This window comes from Pseudomonas reactans, assembly GCF_013385825.1.
Lineage (GTDB): Bacteria > Pseudomonadota > Gammaproteobacteria > Pseudomonadales > Pseudomonadaceae > Aquipseudomonas > Aquipseudomonas reactans.
Genome location: NZ_JACAPG010000024.1, coordinates 40,018 through 66,926 on the forward strand (window position 1 = coordinate 40,018; position 26,909 = coordinate 66,926).

The 26,909-nt window shown below is 60.7% G+C and carries 19 protein-coding genes; 13 read left to right on the forward strand and 6 right to left on the reverse strand.

Features of this window, described 5'->3' with window-relative positions; all coding sequences use genetic code 11:
* Positions 1-131 precede the first annotated feature (131 nt).
* Both macA and HX868_RS28180 read left to right on the forward strand, forming a co-directional pair.
* Entirely contained in the window at positions 132-1,283 is a 1,152-nt protein-coding gene (gene macA, locus HX868_RS28175; protein WP_177005089.1) for a macrolide transporter subunit MacA, read from the forward strand.
* A 3-nt stretch (positions 1,284-1,286) separates the two neighbouring features.
* Complete coding sequence (locus tag HX868_RS28180) at positions 1,287-3,245, forward strand: MacB family efflux pump subunit (RefSeq protein WP_038846601.1); 1,959 nt, start codon at positions 1,287-1,289, stop codon at positions 3,243-3,245.
* A gap of 42 nt (positions 3,246-3,287) precedes the next feature.
* Here the strand turns inward: HX868_RS28180 and HX868_RS28185 are convergent, their stop codons facing one another.
* Together HX868_RS28185 and HX868_RS28190 are read right to left on the reverse strand one after the other, a co-directional pair.
* Positions 3,288-3,956 carry a response regulator transcription factor gene (locus HX868_RS28185; RefSeq protein ID WP_177005090.1) on the reverse strand — a complete coding sequence of 223 codons (669 nt, stop codon included), beginning with the start codon at positions 3,954-3,956 and terminating at the stop codon, positions 3,288-3,290.
* Between the two features lie 153 nt (positions 3,957-4,109).
* On the reverse strand, positions 4,110-5,345 hold the full coding sequence (locus HX868_RS28190; protein WP_177005091.1) for a methionine gamma-lyase: 1,236 nt from the start codon (positions 5,343-5,345) through the stop codon (positions 4,110-4,112).
* Positions 5,346-5,468: 123 nt separating this feature from the next.
* On the opposite strand from HX868_RS28190, the gene HX868_RS28195 reads away from it, so the two are divergent.
* Both HX868_RS28195 and HX868_RS28200 read left to right on the forward strand, forming a co-directional pair.
* A complete protein-coding gene (locus HX868_RS28195; RefSeq protein ID WP_016976082.1) occupies positions 5,469-5,939 on the forward strand; it encodes an Lrp/AsnC family transcriptional regulator in 471 nt (156 codons plus the stop codon).
* Positions 5,940-6,092: 153 nt separating this feature from the next.
* Positions 6,093-6,299 (forward strand): PLDc N-terminal domain-containing protein, encoded by a 207-nt coding sequence (locus HX868_RS28200; protein WP_095015776.1) that lies wholly within the window; start codon positions 6,093-6,095, stop codon positions 6,297-6,299.
* 33 nt (positions 6,300-6,332) lie between these two features.
* Here HX868_RS28200 and HX868_RS28205 read toward each other — a convergent pair whose 3' ends face one another.
* Positions 6,333-7,115, reverse strand: coding sequence for a DeoR/GlpR family DNA-binding transcription regulator (locus HX868_RS28205; protein ID WP_177005092.1), 783 nt, complete (start codon positions 7,113-7,115; stop codon positions 6,333-6,335).
* Positions 7,116-7,236: 121 nt separating this feature from the next.
* On the opposite strand from HX868_RS28205, the gene HX868_RS28210 reads away from it, so the two are divergent.
* Complete coding sequence (locus tag HX868_RS28210; protein ID WP_177005093.1) at positions 7,237-8,397, forward strand: alpha-hydroxy acid oxidase; 1,161 nt, start codon at positions 7,237-7,239, stop codon at positions 8,395-8,397.
* 192 nt (positions 8,398-8,589) lie between these two features.
* Here HX868_RS28210 and HX868_RS28215 read toward each other — a convergent pair whose 3' ends face one another.
* Positions 8,590-9,516, reverse strand: a complete 927-nt coding sequence (locus HX868_RS28215) for an alpha/beta hydrolase (RefSeq protein WP_177005094.1) — start codon at positions 9,514-9,516, stop codon at positions 8,590-8,592.
* Between the two features lie 163 nt (positions 9,517-9,679).
* On the opposite strand from HX868_RS28215, the gene HX868_RS28220 reads away from it, so the two are divergent.
* Both HX868_RS28220 and HX868_RS28225 read left to right on the forward strand, forming a co-directional pair.
* A complete protein-coding gene (locus HX868_RS28220) occupies positions 9,680-10,537 on the forward strand; it encodes an SDR family NAD(P)-dependent oxidoreductase (RefSeq protein WP_177005095.1) in 858 nt (285 codons plus the stop codon).
* Between the two features lie 11 nt (positions 10,538-10,548).
* Positions 10,549-11,136, forward strand: coding sequence for an NUDIX domain-containing protein (locus tag HX868_RS28225; protein ID WP_177005096.1), 588 nt, complete (start codon positions 10,549-10,551; stop codon positions 11,134-11,136).
* A 196-nt stretch (positions 11,137-11,332) separates the two neighbouring features.
* On the opposite strand, the gene HX868_RS28230 is transcribed toward HX868_RS28225, so the two are convergent.
* On the reverse strand, positions 11,333-11,656 hold the full coding sequence (locus HX868_RS28230) for a contact-dependent growth inhibition system immunity protein (RefSeq protein ID WP_177005097.1): 324 nt from the start codon (positions 11,654-11,656) through the stop codon (positions 11,333-11,335).
* On the reverse strand, positions 11,653-16,323 hold the full coding sequence (locus HX868_RS28235) for an RNase A-like domain-containing protein (protein WP_177005195.1): 4,671 nt from the start codon (positions 16,321-16,323) through the stop codon (positions 11,653-11,655). The genes HX868_RS28230 and HX868_RS28235 overlap by 4 nt, the downstream gene beginning before the upstream one ends.
* A gap of 225 nt (positions 16,324-16,548) precedes the next feature.
* Between HX868_RS28235 and lexA the strand changes: the two genes are divergently transcribed.
* The 6 genes from lexA (at position 16,549) to uvrA (ending at position 26,726) form a co-directional block, all read left to right on the forward strand.
* The gene (gene lexA, locus HX868_RS28240) at positions 16,549-17,166 is read left to right on the forward strand and encodes a transcriptional repressor LexA (protein WP_177005098.1); all 618 of its coding nucleotides are present in this window, start codon (positions 16,549-16,551) and stop codon (positions 17,164-17,166) included.
* On the forward strand, positions 17,166-17,780 hold the full coding sequence (gene imuA / locus HX868_RS28245) for a translesion DNA synthesis-associated protein ImuA (protein WP_177005099.1): 615 nt from the start codon (positions 17,166-17,168) through the stop codon (positions 17,778-17,780). The genes lexA and imuA overlap by 1 nt, the downstream gene beginning before the upstream one ends.
* Positions 17,781-17,787: 7 nt before the next feature.
* On the forward strand, positions 17,788-19,200 hold the full coding sequence (locus HX868_RS28250) for a Y-family DNA polymerase (RefSeq protein ID WP_177005100.1): 1,413 nt from the start codon (positions 17,788-17,790) through the stop codon (positions 19,198-19,200).
* Positions 19,197-22,388, forward strand: coding sequence for an error-prone DNA polymerase (locus HX868_RS28255; RefSeq protein ID WP_218168847.1), 3,192 nt, complete (start codon positions 19,197-19,199; stop codon positions 22,386-22,388). The genes HX868_RS28250 and HX868_RS28255 overlap by 4 nt, the downstream gene beginning before the upstream one ends.
* Before the next feature lie 109 nt (positions 22,389-22,497).
* Positions 22,498-24,210, forward strand: coding sequence for an ATP-binding protein (locus tag HX868_RS28260; protein ID WP_177005101.1), 1,713 nt, complete (start codon positions 22,498-22,500; stop codon positions 24,208-24,210).
* On the forward strand, positions 24,207-26,726 hold the full coding sequence (gene uvrA / locus HX868_RS28265) for an excinuclease ABC subunit UvrA (RefSeq protein WP_177005102.1): 2,520 nt from the start codon (positions 24,207-24,209) through the stop codon (positions 26,724-26,726). The genes HX868_RS28260 and uvrA overlap by 4 nt, the downstream gene beginning before the upstream one ends.
* The last annotated feature ends 183 nt before the right edge of the window (positions 26,727-26,909 follow it).

The window sequence follows — 26,909 nt, forward strand, 5'->3', positions numbered from 1 at the left end:
GCGAGGTGCCGAGTGTTGGGGCAAGAGCGTTTTGGTTACTTTTGCGCTTTTCAAAAGTGACCCGCTGTAAGAGCGGAACCAATAGTGGCCGTTACTCAAATAACGGATATGTTCTCGATCAAAGGTCATCTATGCAAAAGCCAACGCTACGCAAACTAGGAATGTTCGCCACACTGGCCATCGCCATAGGCTTGATCATCTACACGGTCCAAGCCCCCGCCGACGCACCGCAATACCTCACCGCCACCGCCGAACGCGGCAACATCGAAAACGCCGTGCTCGCCACCGGCCTGCTCGAAGGCATCAAGCAGGTCGACGTCGGCGCCCAAGTCTCCGGCCAATTGAAATCCCTCAAAGTCAAAGTCGGCGACAAGGTCAAAAAAGGTCAGTGGCTAGCCGAAATCGACCCATTGATCCTGCAAAACACCCTGCGCAAAGCCCAGGTCGACGAAGAAAACCTCCAGGCCCAACGCCGCGCCACAGCGGCGCAGCTCAAGCAGGCCAAGTCCGTATACGAACGCTACAAGGGCCTGCAGATTGACGAGTCAGTCTCCCGCCAAGACTTCGAAGACGCCGAATCCACTTTCCAGGTGCAACAGGCCAACCTGCTGTCCCTGGACGCGCAGATCAAAAGCGCCCACATCCAGATCGACACAGCCAAGGTCAATCTGGACTACACCCGCATCGTCGCGCCCATCGACGGCGATGTGGTGGGCATCGTCACCCAGGAAGGCCAGACCGTGATCGCCAACCAACTGGCGCCGGTGCTGCTCAAGCTGGCGGACCTCGACACCATGACTGTCAAGGCGCAGGTCTCCGAGGCGGATGTGATTCACATCAGCCCCGGCCAGCAGGTGTACTTCACCATCCTCGGTGAGGCCGACAAGCGTTACTACGCCAAGCTGCGCGGCACGGAACCGGCGCCACAGAACTTCCTGGAAACCCAGACCGCCGGCACGCCGAAGCAGAACACCGCAGTGTTCTACAACGCGTTGTTCGATGTGCCTAACCCCGACCACCGTCTGCGCATCGCCATGACCGCCCAGGTACGTATCGTGCTCGACACCGCCGAGGCCGCACTGATGGTGCCGGTGGCGGCGCTGGGGGCGCGCAACAACGACGGCAGTTACTCGTTGCGGGTGCTCGACGCGAAAGGCAAGGCAGTGTCGCGGGAGGTAAAGACCGGGATCAACAACAACGTCAAGGTGCAGATCCTCGAAGGCCTGGCCGAAGGCGACAAAGTGGTGATCGGCGATGCCACGCCCGCTGTGGCGGGGAACTGACGGATGACTCAGCCACTGCTGGAACTCAAGGGCATCACCCGTAGCTTCATGGCCGGCGAGCGTGAGTTTATCGCGCTCAAGGGCATCGACCTGACGATCCATGCCGGGGAAATGGTCGCGATCATCGGCGCCTCAGGCTCGGGGAAATCCACCCTGATGAACATCCTCGGCGGCCTGGATTACGCCACGGCCGGCAGCTACAAAATCAACGGCATCGAAACCCGCTCCCTGGGTGATGAGCAGTTGGCCGAACTGCGCCGCGATTACTTCGGCTTTATCTTCCAGCGCTACCATTTGCTGGCGCATCTGAGTGCCTTGCACAACGTGGAAATGCCGGCGATCTACGCCGGCACGCCGGAAACCCAACGCCACAGCCGCGCACGGGAGTTGCTCGCGCGGCTCGGCCTGTCCGGCCACACCACCCATCGCCCCAGCCAGCTCTCCGGTGGCCAACAGCAACGGGTAAGTATCGCCCGCGCCTTGATGAACGGCGGCGAAGTGATCCTCGCCGACGAACCCACCGGCGCCCTCGACACCCACAGTGGCAAAGAGGTGATGCGCATCCTCGCCGAGCTGCACGCGGCGGGGCACACGGTGATTATCGTCACCCATGACCCCAAGGTCGCGGCGAACGCCCAGCGCATTGTCGAGGTCAGTGATGGCGAGATTGTCAGCGACAAGGCCAATGAGCGTGCTGGCCTGGAGTTGCCCAGCGACACACCCATCGAGCCAAAACGCAGCGGCGCTCGGCGCTTGGTGGCGAGCCTGGGGTTGTTCAAGGAGGCCTTCAACATGGCCTGGGTCGCGCTGGTGTCTCACCGCATGCGCACGTTGTTGACCATGCTCGGTATCGTTATCGGCATTACTTCGGTAGTGTCGATCTCGGCCATCGGTGAAGGCGCCAAGCGCTATGTGCTCAAGGACATTCAGGCGATCGGCAGCAATACCATCGACATTTTTTCCGGCACCAGTTTTGGCGATAGCCGCGCCTCGGCCATCGAGACCTTGATGCCTTCGGATGTGGACGCGTTGAACCAGCTGTATTATGTCGACAGCGCCACGCCGGTGGTGGGCCGCAACCTGTTGCTGCGCTTTGGCAATATCGACCTGGATGCGCAGGTCAATGGGGTGAGTGACCGCTATTTCAAGGTGAAGGGCTTGAAGCTCGAAGCCGGTATCGCCTTCAGCGAAAGCGATGCGCGGCGCCAGGCCCAGGTGGTGGTGATCGACCACAACACGCGTCACCGACTGTTCGGCCCGAACGTCGACCCGCTGGGCCAGGTGATCCTGGTGGGTAACCTGCCGTGTACTGTGATTGGGGTCACCGCTGATAACAAGAACATGTTCGCTGCCAGCAAGGCGCTGAACGTGTGGGTGCCCTATGAAACAGCGGCAGGGCGCTTGCTGGGGCAGCGCCATCTGGACAGCATCACCGTGCGCATCAAGGATGGCCAGCCGAGCAAGGTGGTCGAAGACAACGTCAACAAACTCATGCTGCAACGCCACGGCACCAAGGACTTCTTTACCAACAACCTCGACAGCATCATGCAGACCGTGCAGAAAACCAGCCGCTCGCTGGCGTTGCTGCTGTCATTGATCGCGGTGATTTCGCTGCTGGTGGGGGGCATTGGCGTGATGAATATCATGCTGGTGTCCGTCACCGAGCGCACCCGTGAGATCGGCATTCGCATGGCGGTAGGGGCGCGGCAGTCGGATATCCGCCAGCAGTTCCTGGTGGAGGCGGTGATGGTGTGTTTGATCGGCGGGCTGATCGGGATCTCGCTGTCCTATGCCCTGGGCTTTCTGTTTTCGTTGTTTGTGAAGGAATGGGAGATGGTGTTTTCCCTGGGCTCGATCATCACGGCGTTTGCCTGTTCGACGTTGATCGGCATTGTGTTTGGCTTTGTGCCGGCCAGGAATGCGGCGCGGCTGGACCCGATCGAGGCGCTTGCCAGAGATTGAGCGACTCACAGTAAGAGCCGGCAAGCCGGCTCCTACAGGTTTTTACGAGAGCGTGTCCTCAGTGGCATACATCCATCGCAACAACGAATGCCGCCCGCTGATCCCCAGTTTGATCGACGCGCGCTTCAGGTAGCTTTCGATGGTGTTGACCTTCAACGCCAACTGCTCCGCCAACTCCGGTGCCGTACGCCCGGCCAACAGGCCCACGCACACTTCAAGCTCACGGTTGGACAAGGTCAACCCTGACTGCACCAGTCGTTCTTGAATGCGCCTGCGCAGGATTTCGATACCTTGGTTTTCCGGCACCACCGCGTCGCTGTCCTGACGGCACGGTTGGATCGCGGCGATGTGCTTTTCCACCATGGGCAGCAACAAGGTGGAGAAGTCCTGCAACATGCTGCGCTCCTGGGGCGAAAAACTTTCGGACTGGTGCGAGCGATACACCGACAAGACGTAGCGCACGTCATCCTTGCGGCGGGTGAGGTGCAATTGTGCGGCCGGTTGTTCGTCGCCCAACGCCTCCACTGAATCGGTATAGACCGGGCTGATCTTGCGGCGGGTGTGCCCGTCGGCGCTGACCTGCAATTGTGTGATATGAGTGGCATCCACTGCCAGTTGGGTGAGGATCAGGTCATGCAGCATGCGTGGGAAATGGCGGCTGCCGGTGCTGGCGATGACTTTGCCAATATGAGGGAACAGCTGTGAGTTCATCATTTCGTCCATGAGGCGTGCAGGTATTCGGCCTTAGAGCAGCGGGGATTAAGGTGCAAGCCAACGAATAACCTACCGTGATAGTCCTTCCCGCCGGAACCTATGCTAGTACAGCCTGGCGACGGGAAGGGGATCCAATCTTAAAAAATCGGATTAAAAACTCACAAGCTTAGAAGGACGCGTGAGGGTACGGGTGCACTTGGCGAGTGCCTGCTGCACGTCCGCCAGCAGGTCGGCCACGTCCTCAAGCCCTACCGACAAGCGCACCAACCCTTCGCTGATACCGTGCGCCGCACGCTCCTGCGGGGTGTAGGTGGAATGGGTCATGCTTGCCGGATGCTGGGCCAGTGACTCCGCGTCACCCAGGCTGACCGCACGGGTGAACAGTTTGAGCGCATTCATGAAGCGCCGGCCGGTTTCAATGCCGCCTTTGAGTTCGAAGGCAATCATGCCGCCGGGCATTTTCATCTGCTGTGTCGCCAGTTCGTATTGCGGGAAAGAACGCAATCCTGGGTACGTCACCGACTGCACGGCCGGATGTGCCTGCAAGGCCTCGGCTACGGCCTGGGCGTTGCTGCAATGACGGTCCATGCGCAGAGCCAGGGTCTTGAGGCCGCGCATCAACAGCGAAGCGTCCTGGGGCGACATCACCGCGCCGGTCAGGTCCTTGAGGCCTTGCAGGCGAATGCGCTGGGCCAGGGCCTGGCTGCTCACGGCGATGCCCGCGGTGATATCGCCGTGGCCGCTGAGGTACTTGGTGGCCGAATGCACCACCACATCGGCGCCCAGGTCGAGGGGGCGTTGCAGGTAGGGCGTGCAGTAGGTGTTGTCGACCACCAGGGTGACGTTCGGCTGCTGGTGGGCGAGGGCGGCCACGGCAGCGATATCCACCAGCCGCAGGTTGGGGTTGGCCGGGGTCTCGCAGTAGATCATGCGGGTGGCGGGGCTGAGTGCGGCTTGCAGGGCAGCCAAGTCGGTAAGGTCGACATGCCGCACCTTGATACCGAACTCACCGATGCCATGGTGCAGCAGGGCAAAGGTGCAGCCGTACAGGGTCTGGCTGACGATCACTTCATCGCCAGGGCGCAGCAGGGTCCAGAACGTCGCGGCGATTGCGCCCATGCCGGAACTGAACGCCACTGCGGCGTCGCCGTTTTCCAGAGTCGCCATGCGTGATTCCAGCAGCGCCAGGGTCGGGTTGGAAATGCGCGTATAGAAGTGGCCGCTCGCTTCACCGGCAAAACAGGCGGCGCCGTATTCGGCGGTTGGGAAAGCAAAGGTGGCTGACAGGTAAATGGGCGGAACGAGCGCACCGTGATGGTCTTTTGGGTCATAGCCGTGGTGGATGGCGCGGGTGGAAAAGCCGAATGCATTGTGTTTATTGTTCATGTCGGACGCTCCTTATTTCCTACAATGCTATGCTCATAACCAGAGATGAACTTTGCAATATTTGCTGCTAATTCCCGCGTCCTGGGATGAAAACCTCATAAAAATAAAGAATAGAGGCACGTTATGCCTGTCAGTCTCGACCGTACCGACAAAGCCCTTTTAAACGCATTGCAAGGCAACGCCCGTCTTACGGTGGCCGAATTGGCCGACCGCGTATCCCTGACCACCTCGCCGTGCTGGCGGCGAGTGCGCAACCTCGAAGAGAGTGGGGTGATCAGCGGGTATCAAGCGATTCTTTCGCCCAAGGCACTGGGGTATGGGGTGACGGCGTTTGTCAGCATCATGATGGAGAGTCACACCCAGGAAATTGCTCGGGCGTTTGAACAGCGATTGTTGGAGATTCCGGAGATTGTGGCGTGTCATAACGTGTCGGGGCGGTATGATTTTTTGTTGGAAGTGGTGGCGAAGGATCTGGAGTCGTTTGGGGAATTTGCGCGTGAGGTGCTGCAGACGTTGCCTTGCGTCAAGGAGATTTATTCGAGCTTTTCCTATAAGTCGGTCAGGGCGTTGAGGGTGATTCCGTTGCCGGGGTGAATTTCTGGGGGACATATTTAAATCATGTTTCAGCCTGCTTGTTCGTTAAGCACGCGATCGGTTGAAGCATGGACCCGTTCGGCCCTTCCAGCAATTTTAATGAACCCTCAAGGCCGATGCTTGACCTAATGCATACGACCTAGGAGGTGAAGCATGGAAATTCAATATATCTGGATCGGCTTGGCGGTGATTCTGCTGCTGTTGGAATTGTGGGCGATCAATACCGTATTGCGCAGCACAGGGGGCTGGGAGAGCAAAGGGTTGTGGCTGGTGATTCTGATTTTTGTACCGTTGTTCGGCTTGATTGCCTGGGCGATGTTCGGGCCCAAGCGCGAGATGCCGGCGCATCGCAGAAACTGAATTGAAAGGCGCCTCGCGGGGCGCCTGTTTGCATCAAACCTCTACCCGCAACACTTCCAATCCCAACTGCTCATACGTTTCCACGCTCGGCACATGCCACTCCGTAATCAGCGTATGAATCCGGCTGCACGGCGCCACGACAAAGGGCTCCACTGCGCCGAGCTTGTCTGCCATGGTCACAGCGACCACATGGGACGCACTGTCGAGCAAGGCCTGCTTGACCGCCACTTCATCAAAATGCAGCGAGCTGATGCCAACTTGCGGATGCAGCGCACATACGCCGGTGAACAGCACATCGGCCTTGATGCCCTGGATCATGCGCACGGTTTCATGGCCGCTGGTGGACAGCGTCGCCGGGTTGAGCTGGCCGCCGGTGAGGATGACTTTTACATTGGGATGGTCGGCCAGGGCGATGGCGATCATGGGGGATGTCGTGACCACCGTGAGGCGGATTGAGCGCGGCAATGATTGGGCAATCTGCAGCGTGGTGGAGCCGGAATCGAACAGCACAATTTGCCCATCCTCCACACGTTCGGCAGCCCGCCGTGCAAGGTGACGCTTGGCCTCGTTGGTTTCACCCACGCGTGTAAAGAAGTCTTTGCCGGTGTCTTTGGGCCGGGGCAGGGCGCCACCGTGGACGCGTTGCAACAGCCCGGCGGCGGCGAGTTCGCCGAGGTCGCGGCGGATGGTGTCTTGGGACACGGCAAAGTGTTCCACCAGTTCCGAGGCGGTGACTTTGCCGTCGCGCTCCAGCAACAACAGGATCTTCTGTTTGCGCAAAGAAGGCAGGTCGATGTCTTGATGAGTGTTGTGCATGTTTGTGCGCTATTTTGCGGGTTTTTGCGAGATTAGCCGTGCGGCTATCTAAACGCAATGGCTGGTTGCGCAGCCGATGGGCGGTTACTCTCAGCATTCAGTTCAGGGAGAGGTGACCTAGATGTCGTTGATCACAACCATCGAAGATTTACGCAAGCTCGCGCAAAAACGTGTCCCACGGATGTTCTACGACTACGCTGACTCCGGCTCCTGGACTGAAAGCACTTACCGGGCGAATGAAAGCGATTTTGCCAGCATCAAGTTCCGCCAGCGGGTGGCGCGCAACATTGATGAACGCTCGATCCGCGCCACGATGATCGGCCAGGAGATGGCCATGCCGGTGGCACTGGCACCTACCGGATTGGCCGGTATGCAGCACGCCGATGGCGAGATTCTGACCGCGCGCGCCGCCGCTGCATTTGGCCTGCGCTACACGTTATCGACCATGAGCATCTGCTCCCTGGAAGACATTGCCGAGCACGTCGGCCAGCCGTTCTGGTTCCAGTTGTACGTGATGCGCGACCGCGCCTTTATCGAACAGTTGATCGAGCGCGCCAAGGCTGCCGGCGTGGATGCGCTGGTGCTGACCCTCGACCTGCAGATACTCGGCCAGCGCCACAAGGATTTGGTCAATGGTCTGTCGGCACCGCCGAAACTGACCCTGCCGAATATCCTCAACATGGCCACCAAGCCGCGTTGGGTGATGGGCATGCTCGGCACCAAGCGTAGGGGTTTCGGCAACATCGTCGGGCACGTGAACGGCGTGGCAGACATGAGTTCGCTGTCGTCCTGGACCGCCCAGCAATTCGACCCGCGCCTGAGCTGGGACGATGTGGACTGGATCAAGCAGCGCTGGGGCGGCAAGTTGATTATCAAGGGCATCCTTGATGTGGAGGATGCGCGCCTAGCCGCGAATGCCGGTGCCGACGCATTGGTGGTGAGCAACCACGGCGGTCGTCAACTGGACGGTGCGCCTTCGAGCATCAGCCAGTTACCGGCGATTGTCGAAGCGGTGGGCGAGCGCATTGAAGTATGGCTCGACGGTGGCATTCGCTCCGGCCAGGACGTGCTCAAAGCGATGGCATTGGGCGCCAAAGGCACCATGATCGGCCGCCCGCATTTGTATGGTCTGGGCGCCATGGGCGAAGCGGGTGTGACCAAGGCGCTTGAGATCATCGCCCGTGAGTTGGACGTATCGATGGCCTTATGTGGGTATAACGATATACGCGATGTGAATCGCGAGATTTTGTTACCGGGTACATTTCCTGAAAGCGTTTCCTGAGCAAAAAAAACGTAAAAAAATAAAAAGAGTTGTCCACGAAAACCGTGGGTATCTCTGTGGATAACTTTGCGAAGCCCCGGCAGGGTTGGCGATTTCGGCAGAGATCATTATTTGATCAACTTCTTTTTTGGCCCAGCATGGGCAGGGTTCGCGCTTGACACGCAAGCGCGAACCCTGTGCCGAAATACGCTTTTACGAGTCGCCGCTACGACCTGTGGAGTGTGTGACAACCTGCGCCGGCATCTTCGCTTGCATCAGTTTGTCCAGCGCCTGGCCATAACTGCGACCGGCCAGGCTCATGCTGTTGTTATGACTGGCACCGGGCACCAGTAACAGTCGCTTGGGTTCCTGGGCGGCTTCAAACAATTGCTGGCTGAAACGCGGCGGCACGTAGCGATCATCCAGGCCATGCACCACCAGCAGCGGCATATGGATATCGGCAATCTTGTCGATGGAATCGAACTTCTGCGACAGCAGCCAGCGCACCGGCAACGAGGTATTCGCCACGGCCGTGGCCACATCCGCCAGCGACGTGAAGGTGGATTCGATCACCAGCCCGCGCACTGGCAGCGGTGTCTGCTTGCCCAATTCGGCAGCCAGGTCGATGGCCACCGCGCCCCCCAGGGAGTGCCCGTAGATCAGGCGTTTGTTCGGGTCCGGTTGCAGCACCTGGAAACGCTCCCAGGCGATGCGCGCGTCTTCATACACGGTGGTTTCCGACGGCAGTTCGCCGTGGCTCTGGCCGAAGCCTCGGTAGTCGATGGCCAGTACCGAATAACCCAGGGCGTGCAGTTGCTCGATGCGAAACAGTTGCCCGGTCAGGTTCCAGCGCACGCCGTGCAGGTAGAGGATGGCGGGCGCGTCTTTCTTGTCTGCCGGGTACCACCAGCCATGGATATTCTGACCCGCTTTGAAACTGGCCGGCTTGAGTTCGAACTCCTGCACCGCTTTCGGCAAGCCACTGTACCAGCTGGCTGTGCCCGGCTCGATGCGAAACACCAGTTCGCGCTCCTTGTGTTGCAGCACCGCGCAGCCCACCGGCAGGCCGACGATCAACAACGCCATGCACACCATGGGAAACCAGCGCAGGCTCAGGCGCGAGAGAAAACGAGAGGACATGAAGGTTCCAGGAAAAAGGTGAAGCAGGGGTTTTACCAGATGGCCCAACCAGGCAGGAATTAATTCGACAGCCGTCAACGGGGATTGCTTGCAAAGTATTACAGCATTGAACAAGGCGCGCCGAGGTTGTTAGGGTGGGCGGCCCGAACAGGAGAGCAAGCACATGGATTTCACAGGCAAAACTGCAGTCGTCACCGGCGGTGCACGCGGGTTGGGTCTCAGTTACGCACGGGCTTTGGCCTTGCGCGGCGCGCAGGTGGTGATCAGCGATATCGGTGCCGACAATGCCGGCGCGGGCAGCGATGCCTCGGTGGTCCAGGCCGCGGCCGAAGCCTTGCAGGCCGAAGGCTTGAACGTGATCGGCCACGGCGGTGACCTGTCCACGAACGCGGGCTGCGAGCAACTGATCGCCTACGCCATCGAGACCTTCGGCCAACTCGACATCCTGATCCACAACGCCGGCTGGGTCGGTTACCAGACCATCGCCGACCTTGATGCCGCGTTCCTGCAACGTGCCATGGACATCAACCTCTACGCACCGCTGTGGCTGTGCAAGCACGCCTGGCCGCACCTGATGCGCTCATCTGCGCCGCGCATCATCCTCACCACCTCCGACCGCGCCATGTACGCACAGTATGAGCAGACCGGCCTGGTGGCCTACAGCGCGGGCAAGATGGCGCAACTGGGGATCATGAACGCGTTGAGCCACGAAGGGGCTGAGGCCGGGATCAAGGTCAATGCAATCTCACCGGTCGCCAAGACGCGCATGTGGGGCGTGACCGAAGAACCGGACGAACTCAAGCCCGACTGGGTGACGCCGGGGGTGCTGTTTCTCGCCTCCTCGCAGTGCGAGGACACGGGTTATATCCTGCGCGCCAGCAACGGCCAATTCACGGCCACACGTTTTACCGAAAATCCAGGGGTGGATTACCCGCGCAACCTCGCACGGATCAAGGCGGACAGTGCCGAAGCAGTCGCCGCTGCCTGGAACAGCATCAAACAAGCCCAACCTCTTTCTTGAGAAACCCGAGCATGGACAACAGCCCCGTTCGCATCACCGCCGAAGAGACCCTCTCGGAAAACTGGTACCTGCTGAAAAAATACAGCTTCGACCTGCGCCGCCGCGACGGCAGCTGGCAAACCCAGACCCGCGAGGTATACGACCGCGGCAATGGCGCGACCATCCTGCTGTACAACCGCGAGCAGCGCACGGTGTTGCTGATCCGCCAGTTTCGCATGCCGACGTTCGTCAACGACTACCCCGGCTACCTGATCGAAACAGCGGCCGGGTTGCTCGACAACGCCAGCCCTGAAGAACGAATTCGCCTGGAAGCGGAAGAAGAAACCGGGTATCGCGTGAGGCATGTGGAGAAGATCTATGCGGCGTTCATGAGCCCGGGGTCGGTGACGGAGCGGATTCACTTTTTTATCGGTGAGTATCAGCCGGGGGATCGGGTGGGGAGCGGAGGCGGTTTGGAAGAGGAGGGAGAGGATATCGAGGTGTTGGAGCTGGGGTTTGAGCAGGCGCTGGGGATGGTGCAGAGCGGGGAAATTGTGGATGGGAAGACGATTATGTTGTTGCAGCATTTGGAGTTGAGGATGCTCAAAGAAGGGTGGTGAGTTCGTTGATTAGCGGGTGAATACGATCATTGTGGTGAGCAGGCTTGTCGAGTCGTCGCACTGTCTATTCTGGGGCTGCGGAGCAGCCCCAGAATAGACAGTGCCGAATTAACTGAAAGAACCATTGCCTGGATTGGGACCGCTTTGCGGCCCAGCGCGAGCAAGCTGGAGTGGGTCCCGCTTCCTTGAGCGTCGTTTAGGGTTTTTCATTTTTCATTTGAGGGGGTCCTTTTTTCAGAACTGATACAACATGCCTCAACCAAGTTATTCCGTCGGGCCATTCGCTGCGATAATAATAGTAGCAACCAATATTGCTGAATAAGTAATCTTCAAGCTCTTGCTCTGTCTTTCCACTGCGCATCAGCTTATCTAGTTCTTCTTGAACTTCTAATAACGTATCGTCAGATGATTCGGAGATGAAAAATTCAATAACATCGTCCGCTTTTTTGTGGTCATCAACCCAATCTTGATTGAAGTACCCAGCAAGAAATTGCTGTAGTTCGGGGTAGTCTTGATTCATGGGTTTGGAAATCCAGTATGAATTCGGTAGCCAGTATGCATGTTATGGTCTCTGCGGATTATCAGGTAAATCTCCTTTCCCGAAACCGCTGTCGTGCTGTGCCTTTTAAAGCTCGTACCTACGGGATATTTGGTTTTTTGATTGATGACGATTTGATTGTTTGTACTTTTTAAAAATTTATCGATTTTTGCTTTATTTTGATCCAGTACAGTCGATACTTCACGCTCTGCGCTGGCTCTGTCGTGGAAAGTAGAGGCGGCTGGGATGTGTGGTTCTTGCCTCAAACGGTCCAATAATTGTTCGTCGCTTCTACCTATGTGCTTTTCGATTAAATGTCCTCCTGCCTTCTCGTGTGCAGCTAAACCTCCTCCTGGAACTATTACGCTATAGGGCCCTTCAGGACAGTTCGTGTTCTTACAGCTTAGGCCTAGGGGATCTATCCATCCGGTTGGATTTTGCGCGTACTGATACGCGTTGATGCCTCCTGCCAGTTTCACCGGATCAGGTGTCAGGTAGCGACCGACATCCGGATTGTAGTAGCGATGGCGGTTGTAGTGCAGCCCGCTTTCAGGGTCGAAATATTGGCCCTGGAAGCGCAGCGGATTGTCGACTTTTCCTATGTCGAGACGGGTGATTTCGCCGTAGGCGCGGTAATGGGCGGACCAGACGATCTCGCCATCGGCAGCGGTGAGTTCCTGCGGGGTGCCGAGGTGGTCAAGTTGGTAGTGGTAGGCGTTGGTTTCCTTTGGACCGAAGCCTTCCAGCAGTGCCAGCGGGCGGAAGCTGTCGGGTTCGTAGAGGTAACTGCGATGGCGATCCGCTTGGTGTTCGGCGATGAGTTTGTCGCCCTGCCAGAAAAACTCGGTCGTAATTCCATCAACGGTCTTGCTGATCCGACGACCAAACGGATCGTAGCGATAGCTGGCGGTCTGGCCGTTGGGTTTTTTAATGCCGATCAGGCGGTGCTGGCAGTCGTAGCGATACTCGGTGACGAGTTGATGACCTTTGCCGCGTCGTTCGCGGATAAGGTTGCCGAAGGCGTCATAGTCGTAGTGGTGGTCGCCTTGGATCATCAGGCGGTTGCCGGCCACGATGTCGGGGCCGGGGCGGTTTTGCATGAGCAGGTTGCCAGCCGGATCGTGGCCGAAGCGTTCCTGTTCGCCTTGGGAGTGGTTGGCGCGGGTGAGGCGGTTTAGCGGGTCGTAGTGGTAGCGGTGGTCGCCTTTGCGGGTGTCTTGCAAGCGGGTGAGGTTGCCGGATTTGTCGTAGTCGTACTGGCGTTGGTAGAGGGTGTGTTGCTGTTGGGTAACGGTGTGGGCGTGAAGGCGTTGTTGATCGTCGTAGTGGTAGTGGCTGATCAGTTGGCCTTGTTGGCGTTGGTGTTCCTGGCCGGCCTTGAACAGGTGGGACGTCAGTAACGCGCCGTTTAAATCGACGGTGGCGAGGTGGCCACCTTTGGTGTGGTTGAACACCACCCGGTTGTTGTCCGGCAGACGCAGGTTTTGCAGTTGGCCGCAGGCGTCGTAGCCATAGCGCAGCGTGCCCCAGCCTTGATGTTCGGCGGTGAGACGGTTTTGGCTGTCGTACTCGTAGGCCAACGCCCAGTGGCCGTCTTCGACGCTTAGGAGGTTGCCCTGACGGTCGTAGCCGTAATCGACCTTGTTGCCGTTGGGCAGGGTTTTTCTTACGAGGCGTCCGGCATAGTCGCGCTCGTAACGGGTAACCAGCTGACTGCCATCATCACCATGCTCGGTCTTTTCCTGCAGGTTGCCATTGAGGTCGTAGGCGTAAGCCGTGCGCTGCCCATCAAACCCGGTTTCCTGTTGGATCAGGCCATTGGCGTGATACTGGAGTCGGTAGGTTTCGCCTACCTCATTTTCGATCTCGGTCAGCAATAACCGCACATTGTCGTAACGGTATTTGACCTGAGTGCCATCGGCGTTGATGCGCCGGCTGATCAGGTGCAGGCCGTCGGCGTATTCGTAGCGGGTGACGTGGCCGAGTTCATCGCGTTCGGAGGTGATTTTTCCGTAAGCGTTGTAGCTGTATTCCCGTGTGGCACCGCCGGGCTGAGTCAGTTTCAGCAAGCGGCCTGCGGCGTCCCATTGATGCTGGGTCAGCGCGCCATGTTCATCCTCGCGGGCAACCTGTCGCCCCAGAGCGTCATAGCGATAGCGTTTGATCCCGCCATTCGGCAACTGCTCCTCAAGCAACTGCCCACGCTCATTCCAAGCCAGCCGATGACAGCTATGATCCGGCAGCCAAACCTGCGTCAGTTGCCCGCGTTTGTTGTAGCTATATTCTGTGGAATGACCGTCAGGATCGGTCCTACACGTAACATCGCCCTGGTCATTACGCTGATACTTCCAGATTGCTTCACCACGCCGCACAACCCGTACGAATCCATTGTCATGCTCGTAAGACGTTGGTTCATCGTCCCCCGGAAACACCGCCACCAAACGCCCAGCTTCGTCGTACTGATAGGCCGTAATAGCCCCCAGTGGATCCTGCTCAACCGTCAGCCGGCCTTTCTCATCGTAGGATTTGAAGTGCTCAGCGCCGTCAGGATCCACTCGCTGCACCAGCCGCGCCCGCTGGTCATGCACGTAGACTTCCTGGCTGCCATCGGTGTTAAACACCGTGACCTGGCCGTTGTCATCCCAGGCATACCGCGTGTCCATCTGCGAGAAACTGGCCCAATGCCGGACACATCGCGCCGCCTTACCAGACCTTTCCCACTCCCAAAAGAAACTCGCCCCACCGGCCAGTCCACGCTCAAGAATGACGTGCTGCTCGTCGTACCGATAAACCTCGCTTTCGCCTACGGCATTGGTCGCGGAAACCAGTCGTCCAAAATTGTCATAGACGTAGGAAACAACGTTCTGCTCTGTCACCCAAACAAACGGGCCGTCGTCCACCGCCCGCTCAATCTGGTAATCCACCGCCACAATGCGGCCCGACGCATAGCGCAAAAACAGCGAACGCCCGACGCCGTTATCCAGCCGCTCAATCTGCCCCAGGTAATTACGGAAAATGCGCAACCGGTTGTCATACGCATCGCTGATCGCCGTCAGCACACCGTCGCGGAAGTGGTAGAAACGTGCCCCTTGAGACAGGACTAACTCATCAGTCAACGACCCCAAGTAGATCGCCGCTTCCGCCAGACTATTGGTGATCGCCGGCCGAGAAACCGTGGGCAAGGGCAGGGTAGTCGACCGATTCTCATGATCGGTCCACACCACCGAATCCCCGGAAACAGCCAGCCGATGCGCCAGCGAGTGACTCCAACCAAACCCCAACCCGTAATCCACTTCCACCGCGCTGGTGCGATACAACCGCGTCCACTCAAACGGCAAGATCCCATCCAACGTGCCATCGGTGAGGGTGAGCAGTTCCTCACCCGTGACCATCGACACCGGGCAGCCGTTGGTGGCGGTCTTGTCCGACGACGCCGCGGCATCCCCAGCCGGATTCTTCCCAACAGCAGGCACATCATCCACATGTTCCTGGCGCACCAACACCGTCCGCTGCCCAACCTTGTCCCGCACCACCGGCACCGCGTTGGAAACCACCTGATCCCCAGCCTTCAACGGCACATCCGGAATCGTCCGAATCGGCGTCGCCGGGCTACCCAGCAACATCGGTTTGGCCGCTTCGACATGCACGTCCAACCGCGGCCCGACCAGTTGCTCAGCCAACTTCTCCAGCCATGTACGCGCCCGACCGGATTTGATATGCCCCAGCACTTGGGCGCCAAGGCGTACCGTCACACCCATGCCCGCCGTTGCCCAGATCAGCACGAGGCTGATCAGGATCTCGCCAGTGATTTCGCCCATCACCTCGTTCATGTCCTGCGGCGGCAACATCCGAATCCAGCTGCAAATCGCCGACACATAAATGAACAGCAGCGGCTCATCGCTGAGCACCAACAAGCCTTTCGCGATGGACTCGCTGCCCAGTTTCAGCAGCTCATCCAGCTCGGTTTGGGACAGGTAGTGCAGGAGCTTTTCGCTGTTGGGCTTGAGGTCGGCCAGCAGGTCGCACAGTTGGGTGAGGTTGTCCCAGAGGTTGTAGAGCGCCTTGCCCATGCCGCGCAGAAACGCCGCCTCCAGCATTCTGCGTTGATCAAGCGGGCTCGCATCGGTGTAGTCCTTCCACAGCGCCTGGAAGGTGCCGGTCCACTCGTTGCGCAGACGGATTTCCAGTTCATCAATCACTGTCTGATAAGACGCATACAGCGCCTTGACGTGATCCTTGGAGACATTGGGATAGAAGCTGACCCGATACTGCTGGTTGCGCTCACACTCGTCGATTTCGAGAATGCCGCTCGGGCCGATGGTCTTGTGGATCGGCTCGCCGAGTGGGCCGCCGTCGGGGTCGACGCGTTGCAGCATCACCGGTGTGTTGCCGATGGGCACGAATCGCGTGCTCTGGAACATATGCACCAGGGTCAACGTGCCGTTGGCCTTGCAGGTAGCGACGGTGCTGCTCGGGTAAAGAGCGCGGTTGATCGGCGCGACCAGCGCCACTTCATCTCCGACCTTGAAGACCTGCTCGATGTCCAGCGCCGAAAAGCTCCAAAAGCTTGAAGCCCAGTCGTCAAAGGTATTCAGGCATTCCCGGAAGTCGCGAAAGACAGCCTCGACATCGACCGTCTTCACCTCCATTGGGGTCAGGGCGAGCCTGCCAATAGCCGGGTTCAAGCAACAGCTCCAACAACCAGAAAATCCATCCGCAATCCCTCGCACTGTGTATTCAGGCGAGGGACTTTGCAGAGGTTCTCAGAGGAGGGGAGTAGAGGTTATCCGGCGGTTATGTGGGACGTTTCGACAAGCCTCGTCGTCCCCTACGCGACTAGCGGCTATTGTCAGAAATTTCCCACAGGAGTACAAATGTACTCCATGACAACTCTAACCCCCCGTCGTACCGCCATCCTGACCTTTATCCGCGACCGCATCGCGCAGCAAGGCCAGTCTCCCAGCCTCGCCGAGATCGCCGAGGCGTTCGGCTTTGCCTCGCGCAGCGTGGCGCGCAAGCACGTGCTGGCGCTGACGGAAGCCGGGTTTATCGAGGTCAACCCGAACCAGGCGCGCGGTATTCGCTTGCTCAATCAACCGAAACGTCCGGAATGGCTGGATGTGCCGGTGCTCGGCCGTGTGGCTGCTGGTTTGCCCATCGGTGCCGATGCCGAAGTGCACAACCGCCTGCAACTCGACCCATCGACCTTCGCGAAAACCCCGGATTACCTGCTGCGCGTGCAGGGCGATTCGATGATCGAAGACGGTATTCTCGACGGCGACCTGGTGGGCGTGCGTCGCAGTGCCGAGGCCTTGAACGGGCAGATTGTGGTGGCGCGCCTGGACGGTGAAGTGACTATCAAGCGTTTCGAACGCCATGGCGACAGTGTGCGTTTGCTGCCGCGCAACCCCGCGTATCAACCCATTGTGGTCGGGCCCGATCAGGACCTGGCGATCGAAGGGGTGTTCTGCGGCTTGGTGAGGCAAGGCTGATGGGCGCCGTGGTTGCACTGGACACGCTGTTCAATGGCGGGCGTGTCTGGAAAGGCCGGCCCGCCGCGCCGCCGGCCAGTGTGTATCCCACCGGGTTGGCAGCGCTGGATGCGGTATTGCCCACGGGCGGCTGGCCGGAGGCAGCCTTGAGTGAAATCCTCATGGCCAAGGAGGGGGTGGGCGAACTGCAACTGGTGCTGCCAACCCTGGCCCGTTTATCAAAGGCGGGCGAGCGCATTGTGTTGGTGGCGCCGCCCTACACGCCGTATCCGCATGCCTGGCAGAACGCCGGAGTGGACCTGCGCCTGCTTTCGGTGATCCAGGCCGAGGAGCGCGATGCCTTGTGGGCGGTGGAACAATGCCTGCGTTCCGGCAGTTGCGGTGCGGTGTTGTGCTGGCCACGCAAGGCCGATGACCGCGCGCTGCGGCGCCTGCAAGTGGCGGCGGAAACCGGGCAGGCCCTGGCTTTTGCCTGGCGTGCCTTGAGTGAGGCGGTCAATTCATCGCCTGCCGCCTTGCGCCTGGCCGTGGAGGCCAAACCCGCGCAGGTGCGGGTGCTCAAGTGCCGGGGCGGCCTGGCCCATCCGGCGCCGATTGCGCTGGCGGGGCATTGAGGTTGCCATGCGCTGGGTGTGTATTGTTTTCCCGCAATTGGCGCTGGACGGGGTGCAGCGTGTGCACCCCGAGCCGGACCAACCCCTGGTCTTGCTGGCCGGCACGCCGCAACGGCGTGTGCTGCAAACCGTCAACGATGCCGCCCGCGCCCTGGGCCTGCGCCCCGGCCAATCCCTGACGGCGGCGCATGCCCTGGCCAAGACCTTTGCCAGCGCCGAATATGACCCCGCCGAGATCGAACGCTACCAACAGTTTCTTGCCGCCTGGGCCTACCAGTTCAGCTCGCAGGTCAGCCTGTATTATCCGCGTGCCTTGTTGTTCGAGATCGAGTCGAGCCTGGGGCTGTTCGGCCCATGGCCGCGCTTCGAAGCGCGCTTGCGTAGAGAGTTGACCGAACTGGGTTTTCGTCACCGAATCGTCGCTGCGCCCAACCCGGCGGCGGCGCGGGTGCTGGCGAATATCGATGATGGCCTGGCGGTGCAGGATGACGGCTTGATGCAGGCCCTGGCGCCGCTGCCCATCGACCGCGCGGGCCTTGACCCGCAGGCTGCCACGGCCTTGTCGCGCATGGGCCTGCGCACGCTGGCCCAGGTGCAGGCGCTGCCTCGGCATACCCTGGCACGGCGCTTTGAGGCCGGCCTGCTCAAGCATCTGGATGCACTGGCTGGGCAGCGGCCGCTGGCCTTGGCGTTCTATCAGCCGCCGGACCGGTTCGATGTGCGCATCGAGCTGAATTTCGACGTGCAATCCCATCAGGCGTTGCTGTTTCCGTTAAGGCGTTTGACCGGCGATCTGTCCGCGTTCCTGTGTGGCCGCGACAGTGGCGTGCAGCGTTTCGACCTGCATCTTGAGCACGCCCAGGCGCCCGACAGCGTGATCAAGGTCGGCCTGCTCAGTGCCGAGCGTGAACCGGCGATGCTGTTTGAATTGGCCCGCGGCCGCCTGGAGCAAGTCCAGGTCACCTCACCGGTACGCGGCTTTCGCCTGGTAGCCCAAGACCTGCCGGTGTTTGTGCCCCAGCGCCAGGACCTGTTCGACGACCGCCCGCAACAAACCCTACCGTGGGAGCAACTGCGCGAACGCCTGCGTGCGCGCTTGGGTGATGAGGCGGTGCAGGGCTTGCGCTTTCACGCCGACCACCGCCCCGAATGCGCCTGGCAAGCGGCAGCGGATAAAACCCCGTGCCCAACCTTGAACAAAGTGCAACGCCCCGGCTGGCTGCTGAGCGAACCGACCTTGCTGGGCGAGCAGGGCGTGCAGATCCTCATGGGGCCGGAACGCATCGAGTCCGGCTGGTGGGACGGCGCCGATATCCGTCGCGACTACTACCTGATCCAGACCCGCGCCGGTCAGCAGGGCTGGGCCTTTCGCGCCGTGGGGCAGGGCGAAGGTTTATGGCTGCAAGGCTGGTTCTCATGAAAACCCCCACAACGCTGACACCCCCCTGTAGGAGCGAGCTTGCTCGCGAAAAACGCCCAGGCAACGCGTTCATCCAGAGCCCCCGTGTCATCGTTAACGACCTTCGCGAGCAAGCTCGCTCCTACAGTGAGCTGCACTGTCTGTCCAACTTCAGCTTCCAGCGCGGCGCTTCCAGTGCGCTGGAACTGTTCGAGCGCGCCAAACGCCAAGGCTACAGCGCCCTGGCGATCACCGACGAATGTACCTTGTCCGGTATCGTGCGCGCCTGGCAGGCGGCGAAGGCGGTGGAGCTGCCGCTGATCATTGGCAGCGAGATGCGTATCGACAACGGCCCGAAACTGGTGCTGCTGGTGGAAGACCTCAGCGGCTACCAGCACCTGTGCCGCTTGATCACCCTGGCCCGACGCCGCGCTGAAAAAGGCCGCTATCGCCTGCTGCGCGAGGACTTCGAGCAACCGCTGCCCGGCCTGCTGGCGCTGTGGGTGGCCGAAGACAGCGACACCCAGGCCGACGTCCAATGGCTGTGCCGAACCTTCGCGCAACGCCTGTGGCTGGCGGTGCACCTGCACTGCGGCCAGGACGATGCTCGCCACCTGGAACAACGCCTGCAATTGGCCGCCAGCCTGCACATCCCAGCAGTGGCCTGCGGCGATGTGCACATGCATGCGCGTGGCCGCCGCGCCCTGCAAGACACCATGACCGCCATCCGCCATCACGTCCCGGTGGCCGAGGCCGGCACGCGGCTGCACCCCAATGGCGAGCGGCACCTGCGCAGCCGGGAGGCGTTAAGCGCGCTGTACCCCGCGTCGTTGCTCGACGAAACCCAGGCCATTGCCCGCCGCTGTACCTTCGACCTTAGCCAATTGCGCTATCACTATCCGCGCGAACTGGTGCCCGCCGGCCACAACGCCAAGTCCTGGCTGCGCGCCGTCACCGAAGAAGGCATCGCCAAACGTTGGCCGCAGGGTGTCGACGCCATGACCTTGCAGCAGATCGACAGCGAGCTGGAACTGATCAGCGAGTTGGGCTATGAAAGCTACTTCCTCACGGTGCACGACATTGTGCAGTTCGCCCGCAGCCGGTCGATCCTGTGTCAGGGGCGCGGTTCGGCGGCCAACTCGGCGGTGTGTTTTGCCTTGGGCATCACCGAGATCGACCCGAGCCTGACCAGTATGTTGTTCGAGCGTTTTCTCTCCAGGGAGCGCAATGAGCCGCCGGATATCGACGTGGACTTCGAGCACGAACGCCGCGAAGAAGTGCTGCAATACGTGTTCCAACGTTACGGCCGCACCCGCGCGGCGCTGACGGCAGTGGTCAGCAGTTACCACGCGTCCGGCGCGGTGCGCGATGTGGCCAAGGCCCTGGGGCTGCCGCCGGATCAGATCAACGCCCTGGCCGACTGCTGCGGGCGCTGGAGTGACGACGCGCCTCCGCTGGAGCGCCTGCGCGAAGGCGGCTTTGACCCCGACAGCCCGATCCTGCGCCGCGTGCTCACGCTCACCCAGCAATTGATCGGCTTCCCCCGGCACCTGTCCCAGCACCCTGGTGGCTTCGTGATTTCCGAATACCCGCTGGACACCCTGGTACCGGTGGAAAATGCCGCCATGGCCGAGCGCACCATCATCCAGTGGGACAAGGACGACCTCGACGCCGTCGGCCTGCTCAAGGTAGATATCCTCGCCTTGGGCATGCTCAGCGCTATCCGTCGTTGTTTCGATCTGCTGCGCCGCCATCGCAACCGTGACATGAGCCTGGCGTCGGTGCCCAAGGAAGACCCGGCCACCTACGCGATGATCAGCAAGGCCGACACCATCGGTGTGTTCCAGATCGAGTCGCGGGCGCAGATGTCGATGTTGCCCAGGCTCAAGCCGCAGACGTTCTATGACCTGGTGATCGAGGTCGCTATCGTGCGGCCGGGGCCGATCCAGGGCGGCATGGTGCACCCGTATTTGCGGCGGCGGAACAAGGAGGAGGCAACCACTTATCCTTCGCCCGAACTGGAAGTGGTGTTGAAACGTACCTTGGGTATCCCGCTGTTCCAGGAACAGGTAATGCAGGTCGCCATGGTCGCCGCCGACTACAGCCCCGGTGAGGCCGACCAACTGCGCCGTTCCATGGCCGCCTGGAAACGCCACGGTGGCCTGGAGCCGCACCAGGCGCGCCTGCGCACCGGCATGCTGAAAAACGGCTACAGTGAGGCCTTTGCCGCGCAGATCTTCGAGCAGATCAAGGGCTTTGGCAGCTATGGTTTCCCCGAGTCCCACGCGGCCAGTTTCGCCTTGCTGACTTACGCCAGTTGCTGGCTCAAGTGCCATGAGCCGGCGGCGTTTGCCTGTGCGCTGATCAACAGCTGGCCCATGGGTTTCTACAGCCCGGACCAGATCCTGCAGGACGCGCGGCGCCATCGCTTGCAGATCCGCCCGGTGGACGTGCAGGCCAGCGACTGGGATTGCAGCCTGGAGCCGATTGACGGCGCACAGCCGGCGATCCGCATGGGTTTGCGCATGATCGCGGGGTTTCGTGAGGAGGATGCGCGGCGCATCGAAACCGCACGCCAGCGCCGGGCGTTCAGCGATATTGCCGACCTGGACGCGCGTGCCGGGCTGGATGCACGCGCCCAGGCACTGCTGGCGGATGCCGGCGCCATGCGCGCCTTGGCTGGCAACCGACACAAGGCGCGTTGGGAAGTGGCCGGCGTACACAAGCAACTCGGGCTGTTTGCCGGCCTGCCGAGCCCGGACGAAGCCGTGGTGGAATTGCCGACGCCCACCGTGGGTGAGGACCTGCACGCCGACTACGCCACGGTCGGCACCACCCTGGGCCCACATCCGTTGGCGTTGTTGCGGGCGGAACTGCGCAAACGGCGCTGTCGCAGTTCCCAGGAACTGATGGCGGTGGAGCATGGGCGCAATGTCAGTGTCGCCGGGTTGGTCACCGGTCGTCAGCGTCCCGGCACGGCCAGCGGGGTGACCTTTGTCACCCTGGAAGATGAATTCGGTAACCTCAATGTGGTGGTCTGGCGTGACCTGGCTGAGCGTCAACGCCAGGCATTGGTGGGCTCGCGGTTGTTGAAAGTGGACGGTCGCTGGGAAGCGGTGGGCGAAGTGCGGCACCTGATTGCCGGGCGCCTTACCGACCTGACGCCATTGCTGGAAGGCATCCATGTGCGCAGCCGGGATTTTCATTAGGGGCAGTGGCTTCTGTGCCCATTACCCCCTAAGTTATACAAGATGAAACCATCCGGCCCTGGTGCGCTCCAAATTTTGCGGCTGTCCTTTCTTTGCGCAGAGTTCAATGATGCAGTTTTTATCCAACCCCCACGGCTGTGAAGGTTGGGCCGGAGAAATGGCCCAGCGGATCCGCGCCTTCGATTGGGCGACCACCGACCTGGGCCCGATCGACCAATGGTCCACCAGCCTGACCTGCACCGTGCAGATGATGCTGGCGTCACCGGTGCCCATGGTGATGCTGTGGGGCCAATGGGGATACATGATCTACAACGACAGCTACTCAGCCTTTGCCGGTGGCCGCCACCCGTACCTGTTGGGCACGCCGGTAGAGCTGGGTTGGCCGGAAGTGGCCGAATTCAATCGTCATGTGATGGACACTTGCCTGGCTGGTGGCACCCTGTCGTTCAACAACAAGGACCTGGTGCTGTTGCGCAACGGCAGGCCAGAAACCGTTTGGCTGGACCTGTATTACAGCCCGGTTGCCGGCGACAACCAGCAACCCGCCGGGGTGTTGGCGATTGTGGTGGAGACCACCGAACTGGTGAAATCCGAGCAGGTGCGCCAGGAACTCACGCATAACCTGGAGCAACGGGTCGCCGCCGAAGTGCAGGCGCGCTCCGCTGCCGAGGACCAATTGCGTCAGTCGCAGAAACTCGAAGCCATCGGCGGCCTGACCGGCGGCGTGGCCCACGACTTCAACAACCTGCTGCAAGTGATCGCCGGCAACCTGCATTTGCTGGCCCGCCACGAACCGGATAACGCCCAGGTGCAGCGCCGTGTCGCCGCGGCCATTGCGGCGGTGGAGCGCGGGGCCAAGCTGTCTTCGCAGTTGCTTGCGTTTGCCCGTCGCCAACCCTTGTCGCCGGCGGTGTACAACCCGCAACGCATCTACGCGGGGCTTGGCGAACTGCTGCAACGGGCGCTGGGGGAAACCATCCATATTGATGTGCAATTGCCCCAGGACTCCTGGTTTATCAACGTCGACCGCAACCAGCTGGAAAATGCGCTGCTCAACCTGGCGATCAACGCCCGGGATGCCATGCAGGGCGAAGGCGTGATTCGTATCACTGGCGAGAACATCATCCTCAATCCCGACGACTGCGCGGGCAAAAGCATCAAGCCCGGCGAATATGTGCGCTTGGCGGTGATCGACACCGGTGTCGGCATGTCCGAGTCCACGTTGAAACGTGCGTTCGAACCCTTTTTTACTACCAAGCGCGAAGGCCATGGCACCGGCCTCGGCTTGAGCATGGTGTTCGGCTTTGTGCGCCAGAGTGGCGGGCATGTGGAGATGTGGAGCGAGGAGGGCAAGGGTTCTGTGGTGCAGATGTATTTCCCCCACAGCCTGGAGCCGGAAAGCCTTGATGTGCCTATCGACCAGATCCCCCAGAGTGGCGGCCAGGAAACCATCCTGGTGGTCGAGGACAACGAAGGCGTGCGCCTGACCGTCGTCGAGTTGCTCGAACAGTCCGGCTACACCGTGCTTACGGCCGATGACGGCGACCAGGCCATGCTCAAGCTGCAAGCCGGTTTGCAGCCGGAGTTGATCTTCACCGATGTGGTCATGCCTGGCCGTGTCAAAAGCACTGACCTGGCCGACTGGGCCCGGGTGCAGAACCCGCCGGTGGCAGTGCTGTTCACCTCCGGCCATACCCGTGACATTCTCTCCAGCAATCATCTGCTGAGCGCCGATATCCATCTGCTGAGCAAACCCTACAGCCCCGACGCCCTCACGCAACGGGTGCGCAGCGTGCTCACCGCCCGACAAGGTTGTCCATGACTTCACAGCGCAACATCCCTGCGATCACTGCCCAGCCAAGCGGTTTCGTCCGCGTACGCGGCGCCCGCGAACACAACCTGCGTAACGTCGATGTGGACATTCCCCGGGATGCCCTGGTGGTGTTTACCGGGGTGTCGGGTTCCGGCAAGTCGTCCCTGGCGTTTTCCACGGTGTATGCCGAGGCGCAACGGCGCTATTTCGAGTCGGTGGCGCCGTATGCGCGGCGGCTGATCGACCAGGTCGGCGTGCCGGACGTGGACAGCATCGAAGGCCTGCCGCCCGCCGTGGCCCTGCAACAGCAGCGCGGCACGCCGAGTGCACGCTCGTCGGTGGGCAGCGTGACGACGCTGTCGAGCCTGATCCGCATGCTGTACTCCCGTGCCGGCAGCTATCCGCCAGGACAGCCGATGCTTTACGCCGAGGACTTCTCGCCAAACCTGCCCCAGGGCGCGTGCCCGCAATGCCATGGCCTGGGCCGTGTGTATGAGGTGACCGAGGCGCTGATGGTGCCGGACCCTTCGCTGACCATCCGCCAGCGTGCGGTGGCGTCCTGGCCATTGGCATGGCAAGGCCAGAACCAGCGGGACATTCTGGTGACATTGGGCTACGACGTGGATATCCCCTGGCGTGATCTGCCGAAAAAGCAGCGCGACTGGATCCTGTTCACCGAAGAAACCCCCACCGCACCGGTCTACGCCGGCTTCACGCCGGAACAGACCCGCGATGCGCTCAAGCGCAAGCTGGAGCCGAGCTACCAGGGCACCTTCATGGGCGCCCGGCGCTACATCCTGCACACCTTCGCCCACACCCAGAGCGCGCTGATGAAGAAGCGCGTGTCGCAGTTCATGCAGGGCAGCGCCTGCCCGCTGTGCGAGGGCAAACGCCTGACCAAGGCCGCGCTGTCGGTGAAGTTTGCCGGGGTGGACATCGGTGAGTTGTCGCAGTTGTCGTTGGCGCAATTGGCCGAGTTGCTGCGGCCGGTGGCGGCGGGGCAAGACAAGATGAAACTGTCGGTGGAAAAACGCCTGGCTGCCCAGCGGATTGCCCAGGATTTGCTGGAGCGGGTCAGCACGTTGACCGAGTTGGGCCTGGGTTATTTGTCTTTGGAACGCAGCACACCAACCCTGTCATCAGGGGAGTTGCAACGGTTGCGTTTGGCGACCCAGTTGGGTTCGCAGTTGTTCGGCGTGATCTATGTATTGGATGAACCCTCGGCGGGCCTGCATCCGGCGGATGGCGAAGCGTTGTTCACCGCCCTGGACCGACTTAAAGCCGCAGGCAATTCGTTGTTTGTGGTGGAACATGACCTGGAAACCATGCGCCGCGCCGATTGGCTGATCGATGTCGGCCCGGCCGCCGGCGAGCATGGCGGGCAGGTGCTGTACAGCGGCCCGCCGGCGGGGCTGGCACAGGTGCAGGCGTCGCAGACCCGTGAGTATTTGTTTGCTGACAAACGTGTATCGGAGCACGCGCGCCGCGAGCCGACCGGCTGGCTGAAACTGCAAGGAGTGACGCGCAATAATCTGAAGGGCCTGAACGTCGATTTCCCGCGGGGCTGCTTCACGGCGGTCACCGGGATTTCCGGGTCGGGCAAATCCAGCCTGGTCAGCCAGGCGCTACTGGAACTGGTGGGCGCCGGGCTTGGGCGCGTGGTGGAGAATGACGAAGAACCGAGCCTGGAAGACGACGCGCCGCAAACCAGCGGCGGGTATATCAGTGGCGGACTGCAGCACATCCGCCGTCTGGTGCAGGTGGACCAGAAGCCCATCGGCCGCACACCGCGCTCCAATCTGGCGACCTATACCGGCCTGTTCGACAACGTGCGCAAGCTGTTCGCGGCCACACCGGCGGCGAAGAAGCGTCACTACGATGCCGGGCAGTTCTCGTTCAACGTCGCCAAGGGGCGTTGCCCGAACTGCGAAGGGGAAGGTTTTGTCAGTGTCGAGTTGCTGTTCATGCCCAGCGTGTATGCGCCGTGCCCGACCTGTCATGGAGCGCGCTACAACCCCGAGACCCTGGCGGTGAAATGGCAAGGCTTGAGTATCGCCCAAGTGTTGGGGCTGACGGTGGAGCAAGCGGTGGACGTGTTTGCCGAGCAGCCGAGCGTGCTGCGTTCGTTGCAGGTGTTGCGGGATATCGGTCTGGGCTACCTGCGCCTGGGTCAACCGGCCACTGAGCTGTCGGGTGGTGAAGCGCAGCGCATCAAACTGGCGACTGAGCTGCAACGCAATGCGCGGGGCGCGACCTTGTATGTGTTGGATGAGCCGACTACTGGGTTGCATCCACGGGATGTGGACCGCTTGCTCAGCCAGTTGAATCACTTGGTGGACGCGGGGCATACGGTGGTTGTGGTGGAGCATGAGATGCGCGTGGTGGCGCAGAGTGACTGGGTGATTGATATTGGGCCGGGGGCGGGGGATTTGGGGGGTAAGGTGGTTGTCAGTGGTACGCCGCAGAAAGTTGCGAAAAGCAAGGTTAGCCGGACTGCGCCATTTCTGGCTCGAGAGCTGGTCTAACTGGCAATTTTGAGCAAATGTGGGGGGTGTGTTGGTGTACATATCCGTTGTTTAGGTAACGGCCGCCTATGGTTCCGCCCTTACGGCGGGTCACTTTTGGAAAAGAGCCCCAAAAGTAACCAAAAGGGCTCTTGCCCCAACACTCGGCACCTCGCCTAGGCTCGGTGTGCCCTCACTCCGGCT